General features: G+C 55.3%; 12 protein-coding genes. 3 read left to right on the forward strand and 9 right to left on the reverse strand.

Annotation, left to right across the window (positions count from 1 at the left end; genetic code table 11):
- Positions 1–13: 13 nt before the first annotated feature.
- From ACN0RL_RS08835 to ACN0RL_RS08865, 7 genes are all read right to left on the reverse strand, one after another.
- On the reverse strand, positions 14–1,138 hold the full coding sequence (locus ACN0RL_RS08835; protein WP_417515803.1) for an NAD(P)/FAD-dependent oxidoreductase: 1,125 nt from the start codon (positions 1,136–1,138) through the stop codon (positions 14–16).
- 11 nt (positions 1,139–1,149) lie between these two features.
- The gene (locus ACN0RL_RS08840; protein ID WP_417515851.1) at positions 1,150–2,406 is read right to left on the reverse strand and encodes a class I SAM-dependent methyltransferase; all 1,257 of its coding nucleotides are present in this window, start codon (positions 2,404–2,406) and stop codon (positions 1,150–1,152) included.
- A 315-nt stretch (positions 2,407–2,721) separates the two neighbouring features.
- Positions 2,722–4,017 (reverse strand): TRAP transporter large permease, encoded by a 1,296-nt coding sequence (locus tag ACN0RL_RS08845; protein ID WP_417515805.1) that lies wholly within the window; start codon positions 4,015–4,017, stop codon positions 2,722–2,724.
- The gene (locus tag ACN0RL_RS08850; RefSeq protein WP_417515807.1) at positions 4,014–4,559 is read right to left on the reverse strand and encodes a TRAP transporter small permease subunit; all 546 of its coding nucleotides are present in this window, start codon (positions 4,557–4,559) and stop codon (positions 4,014–4,016) included. Before ACN0RL_RS08850 ends, ACN0RL_RS08845 begins: the two co-directional genes overlap by 4 nt.
- 100 nt (positions 4,560–4,659) lie before the next feature.
- Complete coding sequence (locus ACN0RL_RS08855; protein WP_417515809.1) at positions 4,660–5,736, reverse strand: TRAP transporter substrate-binding protein; 1,077 nt, start codon at positions 5,734–5,736, stop codon at positions 4,660–4,662.
- A 138-nt stretch (positions 5,737–5,874) separates the two neighbouring features.
- Positions 5,875–6,333, reverse strand: coding sequence for an ATPase (locus ACN0RL_RS08860; protein ID WP_417515811.1), 459 nt, complete (start codon positions 6,331–6,333; stop codon positions 5,875–5,877).
- A gap of 52 nt (positions 6,334–6,385) precedes the next feature.
- Positions 6,386–7,447, reverse strand: a complete 1,062-nt coding sequence (locus ACN0RL_RS08865; RefSeq protein WP_417515813.1) for an acyltransferase family protein — start codon at positions 7,445–7,447, stop codon at positions 6,386–6,388.
- A gap of 128 nt (positions 7,448–7,575) precedes the next feature.
- Here ACN0RL_RS08865 and ACN0RL_RS08870 point away from each other — a divergent pair, with 128 nt between their 5' ends.
- Positions 7,576–8,643: a beta-N-acetylglucosaminidase domain-containing protein gene (locus ACN0RL_RS08870; protein WP_417515815.1), complete on the forward strand. Its 1,068-nt coding sequence runs from the start codon at positions 7,576–7,578 to the stop codon at positions 8,641–8,643.
- Positions 8,644–8,664: 21 nt separating this feature from the next.
- Here ACN0RL_RS08870 and ACN0RL_RS08875 read toward each other — a convergent pair whose 3' ends face one another.
- Both ACN0RL_RS08875 and ACN0RL_RS08880 read right to left on the reverse strand, forming a co-directional pair.
- Positions 8,665–9,372, reverse strand: coding sequence for an SIMPL domain-containing protein (locus tag ACN0RL_RS08875; protein ID WP_417515817.1), 708 nt, complete (start codon positions 9,370–9,372; stop codon positions 8,665–8,667).
- The gene (locus ACN0RL_RS08880; protein WP_417515819.1) at positions 9,369–10,325 is read right to left on the reverse strand and encodes a ChaN family lipoprotein; all 957 of its coding nucleotides are present in this window, start codon (positions 10,323–10,325) and stop codon (positions 9,369–9,371) included. The genes ACN0RL_RS08875 and ACN0RL_RS08880 overlap by 4 nt, the downstream gene beginning before the upstream one ends.
- Positions 10,326–10,450: 125 nt before the next feature.
- Between ACN0RL_RS08880 and dauA the strand changes: the two genes are divergently transcribed.
- Entirely contained in the window at positions 10,451–12,214 is a 1,764-nt protein-coding gene (gene dauA, locus ACN0RL_RS08885; RefSeq protein WP_417515821.1) for a C4-dicarboxylic acid transporter DauA, read from the forward strand.
- Positions 12,215–12,225: 11 nt separating this feature from the next.
- Complete coding sequence (locus ACN0RL_RS08890) at positions 12,226–14,175, forward strand: CASTOR/POLLUX-related putative ion channel (RefSeq protein ID WP_417515853.1); 1,950 nt, start codon at positions 12,226–12,228, stop codon at positions 14,173–14,175.
- Positions 14,176–14,194 lie beyond the last annotated feature (19 nt).

Below are 14,194 nucleotides of genomic sequence, written 5' to 3' on the forward strand. Positions count from 1 at the left end.
AGCAAGCCGCGCATTACGTGTTTGATGTGAGGGCAGATACCTCCTGGTGCAGAAACCATTTTTCAGTGACCACTTTGCGCGTAAACCAGTGGGATCGCATAAGGGTGCTGGCCAGTGGCACTCTGATCCATTCCGGCACTTGAAAGCCCTCCTCTTTGCGAGAGTCACGATGGCCAAAACGCTTTGCTATGGCATCGCCGTATGCCTGCAGAGAGGTTGCGGAGAAGTTTTGTGCCTGGCGGATCACCTCAGCTGCCAGCAATGCGGATTCAATAGCCGGCCGAATACCTTCCCCGCTCTGGGTGTAGGCAAGCCCGGCCGCATCGCCGATCAGCAGCAGGCCATCGTTCACCAGTGCCCGCCCGGCATGATCATAAAGCAAATATGCGTGGCCTTTGAAACGGCCGGACAACGCTTCCGGAACCCGACCGGCCGTTTTCATGGCTTCTACAAAGTCCTGTAAATGCCCGGTGAGCTTGTGATTATCTTCCCGGCCAAGTCCAACGTTCAGATAGTTGCCTTTGCGAAAGACCCAGGCGTAGCCTTTCAGATCCTTGCAAAACCAGAGCTCTGGTGTATCGCCCCGGGCCTCGCAGGCTTTTGCCTGCTCCTGGGTCATTTCGAATTCGATCTCCTTGGCGGCCACCACTGTTTCATGGCTTCCCGGGCCATCGCCAACCAGTCTGGCGACCGGGCAGAAGTGCCCTCCGGCCCCCACTAATAGCGGAGTCGACCAAGCGTCATTGATCAGCCAGTTACCGTCTTTACGGGTAATGTTTTTAACGGGGGTGCCAAGCTTTTTGGGCGTGCTTGTGCGCGCCAGCAGATAATCATCAAATTCACAGCGTCTTATGCCATAGCTGACGACACCGCCATGGTCATTTTCGACCGCCTGTTGCCCCATCATGCCGATCCGGAAACGCCTTATGGGCTGGAGTGTGCGGCCGTTCCCGTAGTCGTCTAAATCAATGCCCAAAGTTTCGATAACCGAGGGCGTTACCCAACCGGCGCAGGTTTTGTCCCGCGGGAAGTCCTGTTTGTCGATTAGCAAGGCGCGCTTGCCGCTATTCTCAAGGGCTTTTGCCAGGGTAGATCCTGCCGGGCCTGCGCCAACGATAATCAGATCGTATGCTTCCATTTCCGGTAACCTCAAACGTTTTCGGGTGCAGCGGGGAAGTTGTACAGATCTTGCCGGGTTGCAGGCAGGTGATTATTGTCGCCATGGGTGAACACAACTTGAAAAAGCTGCAACGAGCCGGCCCGGAAAGCGGCGATGGAGCCTGCCAGGTACATACGCCAGGCCCTGGTAAAGTTCTGGTCGTACATTTCGGAGACGGCGTCTTCCGCTGCGTTGAAGCGCTCCATCCAGGCGCTCAGGGTTCGGGCATAGTGGAGACGGAGATTTTCCACATCCAGGACGGAGAAGTCGCCATGCTCGCACAGTGCCATAAACTCTCCGATGCTGGGTGGATAAGCACCCGGGAAAATGCGCTTCTCAATCCAGGCATTCATCAGCATAGGCCGGTTACGACCAATGCTGTGAATGAGCGCCATGCCATCCGGCTTCAGTGAACGCTTTATCAGGTCAGATAGTGCGAGATAATTCTCCTTGCCCACATGCTCCAGCATGCCAACCGAAACGAATGCATCGTACTGGCCCTGAATGTTGCGATAATCGTCTTCAATATAGTCAATCAGCGTATCAAGCCCCTGTTTCTGGGCTTGCTCCCGGGCATATGAGACCTGCTCCCTGGAAATGTTGTAGGCATGGACCTGCACCCCATAATTCCTGGCCATATAGCGAGCCAGGCCGCCCCAGCCGCATCCGGCCTCAACCACGGTCATACCGGGCCGGAGCCTGAGTTTTCTGCATACATGCTCCAGCTTCGCCAGTTGTGCTTGCTCCAGGCTTAGTTCCGGCCGTTCGTAATAGGCGCAGGTGTACTGCATTTCGGCGCTGTCGAGCCAGAGCTGATAGAAATCATTGCCCAGATCGTAATGGTGGTGAATGTTATCCCGCGCCTCCGACAGGCCAGTTGATCGGGGAGTGTGGTTGCGCCATAGAGCCTCAAGCCATCGCGGCCATTTCTGACGAGCCTGATGAATGGTCCGGTAGAGTGCTTCCATCAGGTCGGTTAGATCACCTTCGATACCCAGGCGGCCGGCGCTGTACAGATCGCCAAAAGCCAGGTTCGGATTGGTGACCAGCGTATAGAGCGCTTTTGGGTCAGCGAGATGCAGCGTAAACCGGGCCTGCTGGCCATGAGGCTCAATCACATCGCCGTTCCAAAGCCGGAAGCGAATTGGGGGAGACCCGGCCATGCGCATCAGCTTGTTAACGAGCCAGCGCTCATAGGAATGAGGCTCCCGGTCTACGTGAGTGTCCTGTAAGGGCAGTTTCAGGATGTGGGGTTTATTAGTCTGCTCATTGGGCCCGGTGCTCTTCGCAGGTTTCTGAGTGCGAGTCTGGGCACTATGCTGATTCACGGATTCTGCTCCCTTTTCTACCTTAACATTGCTGCTCAGGCTGACGGCTTTGCGTCAGGGCTTGTCTCGAATGCGCGTCTGAGAAATGCCGGCTGTCCGTTCAGTATAGAAAATGTTCTGTTTTTGTCAGGTATGACGGAAAATCAGGTGAGGCAGCTATTGAAAAAAGTGCGAGAAAAAAAGGAAGGGGGAGAGTAAAAGCAGCCGGGTCACGGGACCCGGCTGCACTTTATATCAGTATGAGGAGCTCATGCCGAACCATTCAGGGAAAATCACAATCATCGCCAGTACCAAAATCTGCAAGAGGATAAAAGGCAAGACCCCTTTGTAGATGTCGACCGTTCGAACTTCCGGTGGCGCGACCCCTTTAAGGTAAAACAAAGAGAACCCGAAAGGCGGTGTGAGGAAGCTGGTTTGCAGGTTCATGGCAATCAGAATGGCAAACCAGAGCATGTTAATGCCCAGAGCCTCAGCCACCGGCGCCAGAATAGGCACGATGATGAAAGAGATTTCCACAAAATCGATGAAGAAGCCCAACACCATAATCACCAGCATGGCGAGGATGATAAAGCCCCATTTCTCGCCAGGTAGTGCCAGCATCCACTCTTCCAGCAGATAGTCGCCACCTGTGTAGCTGAAGACCATTGAGAAGGCGGTTGCACCGATCAGGATCGCGAACACCATAGCCGTCACTTTGACTGTGTCTTTCGAGGCATCCCAAACCATCTGGAATGAGAACTGGCGATAGATGATGGCCAGAATAATGGCACCGACGCCGCCCAATGCAGAGGATTCTGTAGGTGTTGCAATGCCGGTAAAGATGGAACCAAGCACAATAACAATCAACGCCAGCGGCGGAATAATCGCCAGCAGAGCGTTCATGATTTCCTTTTTACGGGAAATGCTGCTGTCTTCCGGCATGGCCGGAGCTGTCTCTGGCTTAAAGCGCGTCATGATCAGGATATAGGCAATATAGAGCCCGATAAGAACCACGCCAGGCCCGACGGCTGCCTTGAAAAGATCGCCAACCGGAAGCCCCAGAACGTCGCCCAGAATAATCAGAATGATGGAGGGGGGAACGATCTGCCCCAGCGTACCTGCTGCGCAAATGGTGCCAGTTGCCAGGCGCTTGTCGTACTTGTGGGCCAGCATGACCGGCAGGGAAATCAGGCCCATGGCAACCACACTTGCGCCGACGACGCCGGTGGAGGCGGCCAGCAGGGCACCAACCAGAATGGTCGAGATGGCCAGACCGCCGGGCAGGCCGCCAAACAGACGGCCCATGGAGGTCAGAAGCTGCTCGGCCAGGCGAGTACGCTGCAGGACGACGCCCATGAAAATAAACAGAGGCACAGCCATCAGCACGGTATTCTGCATCACGCTCATGATGCGATACGGCATGAAGGCGAACAGATCCATGCCCTCTGCAAATATGCCAAAGAACAATGCGACGCCGCCAAACGTAAAGGCGACAGGAAAGCCCAGCATCAACATGAAAAGGGCGACGAGGAACATGATCATACCAATCATGCGAGGCCCCCCCCGCTGTGCTCACCTTCGTACTGTTTTTCACCAGACAGCACACGGAGAGCAAAGGTCGCCATGTTGAGGCCTGCGGTGGCGATAAAAAATGCTGAGATCGGGATCACTGATTTGATGAGCCAGCGATGGGGCAGGCCGCCTGGATCGCCACTGCCTTCACCCATGCTGTAGGAGTCCAGAGCAAAGGCGTAGCCGTAAATGCCGATTAAATAAGCAAATGGCACCACGAAAAGCAGGGCGCCCGTGAGATTCACCCATGCCTTGGCCTTGTTGCTCCAGCGGGTATAGAACACATCAACCCGCACATGGCCGTCCGTGCGCAATGCATAGGGAATGCCGAGCAGGAATACCACCGAATAAAGATGCCACTCCATCTCCTGCATACCGATGGACACTTCGTTGAATGCGTAGCGGGCAACAACGTCGTAAAAAACGTTACCGGCCATTAACAGCATCGCGACACAGGCAACCCAGCCACAGAGATAGGATAAACGGGCGAGACCGTCATCCAGCTTTATAATCCACTGCATTCAAATTCCTCCGCCAGGGAACCGGCGATTCTGCTATTGCTATAAACAACAAAACCGGGATCGCTTGCAGAGCGAACCCGGCTCCATTAAAGCCTGTATCTTACTCGACTGTGCCCATTGTGTTTAGGTATGCACGCTCAGAAATATCAGTATAAGCGCGGCTCTGCTCCAGATAGTCTTCCTGGGACTTCACAATCCGGGCCGCTTGTTCGTTGCTTGCAGCGGCTTCTTTCAGAAGCTTTTTGTTAGCATCATACATAGCCTGGAAAATGTCCTGTGGGAACTGCTTGATCTGTACGTTCGGGTAATCTTTCTTGATGCTGGCCCAGGCTTTGGCGTTTTCGTGCTGTGACATTACCAACATGTTGTAAGAAGCCGTACGCATGGCAACGCGCATGATTTCCTGCAAATCGGCAGGCAGTTTTTCCCAGACTTTCTTGTTCACAAGGAACTGAAGCTCTGTGGAAGGCTCGTGCCACCCGGTGTAGTAGTAGTCTGCGATCTGTTGGAAGCCAAGACGAAGATCAAGAGCCGGACCTACCCACTCAACCGCATCAATAGTGTTGCGTTCAAGCGCTGTGTAAAGCTCGCCAGGAGCGATGTTGGTAGGGTTTACGCCAACTTCAGCGAAGACTTCGCCAGCGAAGCCCGGAATACGCATTTTCAGGCCCTGAAGATCTTCAAGTGATTTGATTTCCTCACGGAACCAGCCGCCCATCTGCACGCCGGTGTTGCCGCCAGGGAACGACAGCATGTTGTGTGGCGCATAGACTTCCTGCATCAGTTCCATGCCGCCGCCATGATAAAACCAGGCATACTGTTCGATGGCGTTCATGCCAAACGGCATGCTGGTGAAGAACAGGGTTTCGGGAACCTTGCCTTTCCAGTAATAGGACGCGGAGTGGCCCATGTCATACTGGCCGGCCTTGACCATATCAAACACGCCCAAGGGAGCTTTGTGCTTGTTGGAAGAATCTATGCGGATTTTCAGGCGCCCGTTGGACATGGTCTCAACGGATTTGGCGAAGTTCTTGGTGGTATCGCCGAAAATCGGGAAATTCGGACCCCAGGTCTCTGCCATTTTGAGAGTGAATGTGTCCTGAGCCATTGCCTGTGTAGAGGCGAAGGTTGCTGCCACAGCGAGTACCGCCGCGGAGAAAACGGAACGGATCTTCATTGCTCTTGTGTCCTTTTGTCATTGTTTTGGTCGAGCGAGCATTCCCTGAGGAACGCCGTGCAACTGGTTCACATTATCAACTATGAGTGGTCAGTTAAATAAAAAACGATCCATCTACGACATAGGTCGTAGTTTTGCTCAGAGATCACTCATTCGGCCAATCTGGCTGGACAACCGCATGGCCTCATGTTGCTCAAGTGACAGCAGGTTTTCCAGCAGGGTCTTGGCACCCTCGATTTCTGCTTTGCCAATCAGTGAGTCATAAAGGTCCATGACCTGATCGTGGAATGCGAAAATTTCCCGGGCTATGTCGTCGAAACCAAGCGTGGCAAACCGCGTATCGCAAGCCTGGCCGGGTTTGATGGGTTTATGGTTCAGATAATCATAGAGCCGGGTGTTAAGGACCTTCGGATCGGCCTGCTTTTCAAACTCAGTTACGGCTTCGGCAAGCAGTTGCTCATGGCGTGCAATATAGTCCAGCAGGGCACTGGCGCGCTCATTTTTGTGCTTTCCTGCAGACTCGTGCAGGCACCTCGCCAGATGAGAATGCAATTGGCGGGTCCAGTCGATCAGATCCTCAAAGGTTTTTATCTCCATGGCCTAACTCCATCAATCAGGTGTTTGTTCAGAGTTCTAATTAACTACCAGTCTAGTCGATTGCCTTTGCTGTTGCTCCCGGGGCCGGCGATGCGTCTGCACGGCTGCGCCAGGCCCGGAATCGTTGCAATGCCGGTTTTTCAATACTGTAGTGGATCGCTGATGCCAGAAGAAGGGCCATGCAAAGGGCGAGGCAGACACCGAGCCAGCCGGGTAGCCCCGCGTTGTAGCTCCAGGTAATCACTCCATAGCCAATATTCTGATGCACCAGATACAAACTGTATGACAGGCGGCCCAACCAGAGCATGGGCGTATTTGCCAGCCAGTTCAGACGTCCCGCCACGGCAAGGGAAAACACGGTGAAGCAACCAAGCACAAAAAGGCTGTAGGGCAGTTTGTATGTCACCAGACCATGGCAAACGGCCAACGCCAGCAATATTGCGTCGCTGGCCGCTGGACGGCCGTATTTATAAATACGGAAAATCAACATGCCGCCAATAAATAACGGAGCGTATTTAACGAACATCAGATCCTTGACCAGAAATTCCAGACTTTCGGGTATCTGTTTCCACCATATTACGCCAGCGTAGCTCACCAGCATCCACGCCCAGAAGGCGAGGCGAAGCCGTGACCAGTCGCGGAGAGTGTAGAACAACAACGCCATCCAGGCGTAAAACGTGGCCTCTATTACCAGGCTCCAGTAAGCGCCATCCACGTGTTCGGCACCGAGGTACTCATGCAGCAGCGTTGCGTTAAGCAACGCAGTTTCAAAGCTGACGGCGCGGCTTTCAGGGCCAAGAAGGTGCACCGAGATGAAAGTAAGAACAATGCCGGTCCAGAGTGCAGGTAGTAGTCGCATCCCCCTGGCCATCCCGAACAAGGCGGCATTTCGGGTGCGCTCAAGGGTCATGAAAATGACAAAGCCGCTGAGAATGAAAAACAGGTGCACGCCGTAGCGGCCGAACAGCAGAGTGTCTGTCAGCAGTTGCGGCAACTCGAACGCGTGACCGAAGAGCTTGTCGTAGTAGGGCAGGTAATGAAAAAGCACGACCCCAAGCGCAGCGAGGCCTCGCAATGCATCAAGGCTTCCTAGCCGGGCCGTGGAAGAGTTCATAGCTGATTCCGTCGAAATTTTGCTCATAGTAGCCTGCTTTGGCAGCCGGCAATACGCATGGGATATACCATTCGCTTGCCGCAGGTATACCATGTGGTAATACACCGGGCTGCCACAGGGAGGGCGCTATGAGCACAACGCTGGGGATTATCGAGGGCTTCTACGGGCCGGTATGGAACTGGCAGGAGCGAAAACAGCTGGTGCGGGCATTGGCGCCGCATGGCTATGGTTTCTATCTCTATGCGCCCAAGGCAGACGCGTTTCTGCGCCGGCGCTGGCAGGAACCTCACCCGCCTGCAATGGTTGCGGAGCTGGCAGAGTTTGGTCGGTTTTGCCGTCAGCAAGGTGTGAGATTCGGTGTCGGGCTCAGCCCCTTTGAGATCTTTAACCGGTTTGATGATGCTGCCCGTTCCGCGCTTGCCGCGAAACTTGAGCTGCTTGATCGCATTGGTATTGACGAACTCGCTATTCTTTTTGACGACATGCGCACCGATACGCCTGCACTTGCTGAAACCCAGATAGACATCATGCACTGGATCCGGGAGCGTACCCGGGCTCGCCACCTTTCGCTTTGCCCCAGTTATTATTCTGACGATCCGGTGCTGGATCGCGTGTTTGGTGAGCGGCCAGTGGCCTATCTGGAAACCCTTGGCCGCCTTCTGGACCATGATATTCAGGTCTTCTGGACAGGCGAGGAGGTCTGTTCGAGAGAGATCTCTCCCGGGCACCTCAAGCGCGTTAGCGACAGGCTCGGGCGCAAGCCTGTGCTCTGGGACAATTACCCGGTGAATGACGGTGATCGCATGTCGCAGCATTTGCACTTGCGAGCGTTTACCGGCCGCCCGGCCGCCAATGGCGCTTATCTGGCAGGCCATGGCATCAACCCGGCGCTGCAGCCCGTGCTCACTACGATTCCGGCGATAACGCTGGCTGAATCGTATCGCCAGGGTACGGAATACCAGTACGGACAGGCTTTTCGCCAGGCCGCGAAGGACGTGCTCGGGAGGGAGTTGGCGGGCCAGCTTCATGCCGACCTGCTGGTGTTGCAGGATGCCGGTCTGGGACGTATCAGTGAGGAAAAACGACAAAGCCTGATGCGCACCTACGATGCCTATGACCACCCGGCAGCCAGCGAAATTCTGCGCTGGCTGGTGGGTGAGTATCGGGTGACAGATGAAATGGTTCAGACCCAGTAGATTCGGGCCTTTTCAAGGTTGCTACCGTAAATAGTACTCAACGGTTGAAACCACCCTTACGGTTTTTATCGGGTGTTGTTGCTCGGAAATGCCTGGGGCCTGATCACGGGCCAGTATCTGGAATACGCCTTGATTGGCGCGGCGCAGATCGCCCAGCCCGGTTTTCGCATCTTCTGCAAACTGGCTGGCGGCTTCACGGGCTGAGGCAGTGGCTTCAGCGATCATGGCCGGTTTGATGTCATTGAGCCCGTTAAACAAATAGGTCGGACCGCTTGGGCCATAGTCGGAGGACAGTACCACACCGGAATCGACCAGCTCGCTGACACCTTGCGCAGCCTGGCGGATTTTTTCAATATCCTCGCTGCGTACCATCAGAGTCTGGCTGATGATGAATTTCTGCTCGTTGTTGTCCTGGTAGGGATTGGCGCGGGTATCGGTAACATCCAGGCGCTGCAGCTCGACTGCGCTGTCACTGATCGCCTGCAGCTTCAGGAAGGCCATGATGGCATTGCGACTGCTGCGTGCTTTTTCCTGGGCATCGTTGAGGCTGGATCCGGTCGCAACAAAGCGGATCGGCCACAGGGCCAGGTCGGCACTTACCTCCCGCTCTGCAACACCTTTCACGGTTACGTAGCGATCACCGGTTCGCATGTCAGTCAGGCCGTCGCTGATAAGCGACGCTGAAATAATGGCGCTGAAACCCAGAATGAGGGCAACAATTACTTTCATGGAGAATCTCCTTGGCAGGTATCTTCTGTGGGTCGGCGAAATCGCGCAGACATTGCTTCGCGCTCGCGATCTTTATCGAGGAACTCTTCGGGGAGCGGCTGTATAAAATAGAGAAAGTCGCCCTTGTTACGGTTTTCATGTAACGGAGACTTTTCCGCATCCTCTGGCCATATTACGGGTGAAATAACCGCAACTGACAAATTCGGAGCCCGTTGTCTGAGCATGGCAACTGTTCCCAGATGCTCTTCGCTGTGAAAAGTACCGGTGGTGTGAACAATCTGATGACCTGGGTGCGCATCATGGGCAGCCAATATGCGGCTTGCCATAGTGTTATCCCGCAGCAACTGGGCTTTGTAGGTGTTGTTCATGCGCTCGCGCATATCTTCATCTGCCGCGCCGTGGCTGCCGGTAATCGCGGCATCGAATTTTTCGCGATAGGCCGGGGTATCCATAAACGGGTTCTCGGGCAGTTCCATCCGGTCACTGGCGGGCAGTTTGTTCAGGTAATCCGGCCCTTTGCGGCCGACGCAGCGGACGACCGCTGCGGGCGCGTTGGCTGCGATCACTGGCAGGCCATGCTGACGAGCAAACTCAACCAGCGGACGGTAGGAAGCACGGTAGTTATCCCAGGCACTGCTGTCCTCAATCATTTCCGTTTCGCCGGTTACTCCGTTCAGATAGGCGTCGACCGCTGCCTGATTGTTCAGGTTGAACTGTTCCATCGACAGTACCTGCAGCGGTTGCTGGTGGTAGAGGGTTGCCTGAATTTGCGACTGCAGCAGATGTGCAGCCTGGTGGCCGTGGTATTCGCCTATCACCACCACATCAATCGCGGCGAGCTTTTGGGCGAGCGATTCAACGTCGAGTGCTGCGCCGTCACCACTGTCAACCAGACGCGCCTCATACAGGGTTTGCGGTTTGACTGCGGAGCGGCTGTCGCTGGCGTGGATCATGGTTGCGCACCCGGTAAGGTTGCCGATTAGTATAAGTGTCACGGTAATGAGTAATTTTTTCATGGCAAAATTATATATGATGTAGGGCCTCGCTACCCGTATGCATTCCTAGACTCGAGGCCAGTATGTCCCATCGCGCCCACCTTTTTTCGCTCCGGCTCGCTCATGCGTTTCGGGAAGCCTGTATCGACCAGCCATACAACGGTCACCGCTTTTTGCGCGACCTCATGGCCGGCGTTACGGTGGGCATTATCGCAATACCCCTGGCCATGGCGCTGGCCATTGCAAGCGGCGTAGCGCCGCAGTATGGCCTGTACACGGCTTTCATTGCCGGTTTTATTATTGCTCTTACGGGTGGTAGCCGGTTCAGTGTCTCTGGCCCCACTGCTGCTTTCGTCGTTATTCTCTATCCCATCGCCCAGACTTACGGGCTTGGTGGTCTTCTGCTGGCCACTCTGATGTCCGGCGTTATTCTGATCCTGATGGCCGTTATGCGGCTGGGTCGCTTTATTGAGTACATTCCGGAGTCTGTCACCCTCGGATTTACCGGCGGCATTGCTGTGGTTATCGCGACCCTCCAGGTAAAAGACTTTTTCGGTTTGTCTGTTGAGACCATGCCGGAGCATTACTGGGACAAACTGGCCGTTTTGGCGCAGAGCTTTCCTGCACTGGACACAATGAGTGCACTGGTTGCGGTGGTGACGCTTGCAGTTATGTTGATCTGGCCGCGCCTGAAAACGCCGGTGCCGCCTCACCTCCCGGCGGTTGTGATCGGAAGCATGCTGGCGGTGTGGCTGAACGCGAATGGCGCCACGATCGATACCATAGGTTCAAGGTTCAGCTATTTGCTGCCGAGTGGCGGCACAGGTGCTGGCATTCCGCCCTTTTTGCCGGAATTTGCCTGGCCCTGGCAGCAGGCTGACGCCAACGGCGAGGCTATCGGGTTGTCCTGGAGTATGGTGCGTGAACTTTTACCGGCTGCCTTCGCCATCGCCATGCTTGGTGCTATCGAATCGCTGCTGTGTGCCGTTGTGCTTGACGGCATGACAGGGAAGCGACATAGCGCTAACAGTGAACTGATGGGGCAGGGGATTGGCAATATTGTGGTGCCCTTTTTTGGTGGTATTACTGCTACAGCCGCAATAGCCCGATCTGCAGCAAACTACCGTGCCGGAGCGGAATCGCCTGTCGCAGCCATGATTCATGGTGTAGTGGTTCTTTTGGCTCTGATATCACTGGCCGGAGTGCTGGCCTACCTGCCTATGCCAGCCATGGCTGCTCTGCTGATTATGGTGGCCTGGAACATGAGTGAAGCGCCTAAAGCAGTTCATCTGCTCAAGACCGCGCCGCGCAGTGATGTGATGGTCTTCCTGACCTGCTTCTCCCTGACTGTGGCTCTGGATATGGTAATCGCTATTACCACCGGAGTTTTGTTGGCCGCCGTGTTGTTCATGCGTGAAATGGCAGAGATGACCAAGGTGACCGACATAACGTCCGGTAAGCGGGTCAGTGAAGAAAACCTGCCGGCAGGCTGGCGTGTGTTCAAAATCAATGGCCCGATGTTTTTTGCAGCCGCTGACCGGATTTTTGGTGAGCTTGCGGCGCTCTCACGAAACGTTGATGGATTCATCCTGTATATGGACGGCGTTACTGTGCTCGACGCTGGTGGCCTGTCCGCGCTCAACAAGCTGATAGCTACCTGCCAGAGCGACGGCACCCGTATTGTTATCGCAGACCTGCAGTCCCAGCCTCAGCGTACGCTTGCACGGGGTGGCCTGGGGCCTATTGAAGGGGTGCTGCAGTTTACGCCGTCACTGCGGGAAGCTCTGGCATTGCCTTTGTCATCCATGACCCAGCCAAATCCAATGCCCTCTGGAACAAACCGATGAAAAAACCCGCGATGCTGCCTTTCCGTGTAGTCGACCGTGTGAAGTTTATTGTTGAGCGGCAGCTGGTAAAAGGCGCCGGCTTCCAGTTACTGGTGGTGGGCGTTTTTATCGGTCTGATTTCACTCATCGGTGGCCTGCTGGTGGTGCCTCAGGGAGGTGATTTCGATGACCCCGGGTCTGCTGTCTGGTGGGCGTTTCTGCGCCTCACGGACCCTGGGTATCTGGGTGATGATGTGGGCACCTGGCAGCGCTTTGTTTCAACGCTTCTGACGATAAGCGGTTATGTGGTATTCATGGGCACCCTGGTGGCCATCCTTACCCGCTGGTTGATTGCCAAGATGGCGGATCTCGAGCGCGGGCTGACTCCGGTTACGCTTAAAAAACATGTGGTCGTGCTGGGTTGGACCACCCAGACGCTGCCACTGCTTTCGGAATTGCTGGGTTCATCAGGCCGCATGCGCAGGTTTCTGGAAAAACACGATACCCAGAGACTGAACCTGGTGGTTTTGTCTGAGGAAGCTTCCGCAGAACAGGTTCATGAATTGCGTAATGAGCCCGGTATTGGCCGGCGCGCGCGTCAGATTATTCTGCGTTCCGGTTCTGCCATTCAGCCAGATGCGTTGCACCGGGTTGCCTGCCTTGATGCTGCTGCGGTGATCGTGCCCAGCGCAGTCTACGACGCGGGCAGCCTGATTACCTCGGATGTGGAAACCGTTAAAGCTCTCTTGTCGATTGCGGCCCAGGCAAGACAGTACAATGCGCCTTTGCCTTTTGTGGTGGCAGAAATTCAGGATATCCGCAAGCTTCCGGTCGTCGAACGAGCCTACCCTGGACCTATTGAAGTAGTCGCCGGTAACGCCACCATCAGCCGGCTGATTGTGCAGAACGTGCTGCACCCCGGATTGTCGGAAGTCTACAACGAGTTGCTCACGGCGGGTGAGGGCAATGAGATCTATGTTCGCGGAGGTGAATCCATAGCGGGCCTGTCTCTGGGGGAGCTGGCATCCCGGCGCCCGGACGTGATCATACTGGGCCTGCTTCGCCCACGTGAGCATGGCTGGGATATCCGTTTAGCCGCACCATCGGCAACCCGGATAGACGCTGAGGACCGTGTTGTGATGATGGCCCGGGATTACTCCGAAACGGAGGCAGATCCTAAGGCAGCTGCTTTGCCCGAGATCAGGCGTGGCGAAGCAAAGCGCCCTGGTCATGCGGACAAACTGGAAGGTCGGCGTATTTTGTTACTCGGCTGGAACCGCAGGGTGCCCAGCCTGATGGCCGAGTTTTCCAGTTACGGCCCGGGGCAGCCTGTGCTGGATATTGTCTCCGTTGTGCCCGCCTCCGAGCGTGAGCATGCGCTCAGCCGTTATGCCGCTGGAAAACCTTTTGAAGGTTATAGCCATGTCGAAGCAGACTATATGGTTGAGGATGAGTTGCGCCGGATCAACCCCGCCAGTTACGACACTATCCTGCTGCTAAGCAGCGACCGGCTTGCCTCGGGCGAAGAGGCTGATGCACGAACAATGGTTGGCTATCTTCAGCTTGAAGACATACTCGCCGAAGCCCCCCGGCGCCCACAGCTCATTATGGAACTCAGCGATCCTGACAACCGCCATCTGCTATACGGGCACCAGAGTGAAATGCTCATTAGCCCGATGATTCTCAGCCATGTTCTGGCCCAGGTGGCACTGAGGCGGGAGTTGCGAGTGGTGTTAGAGGAACTGTTCACCGCCGGTGGCGCAGAAATCCAGTTCCGGGATCCCGGAGATTACCCGCTTCCCGCCAGCGTTGATTTTCAATTACTGGAACGGACTCTGGCCGGAGAAGGCGAAATAGCACTTGGCGTCTTTCGGAGCAAGCCCGATGCTATGGGCAGGCACCTGATGTTGAACCCTCCGAGGCGGGATTTCCTGGATATTCAGCCGGATGATCGCCTCGTGGTTCTGTGTATATCGGATTAGTCTGGTAAACCACCGGGCC

This window comes from Marinobacter sp., assembly GCF_048259445.1.
In the GTDB taxonomy this organism is placed as follows: Bacteria; Pseudomonadota; Gammaproteobacteria; order Pseudomonadales; family Oleiphilaceae; genus Marinobacter.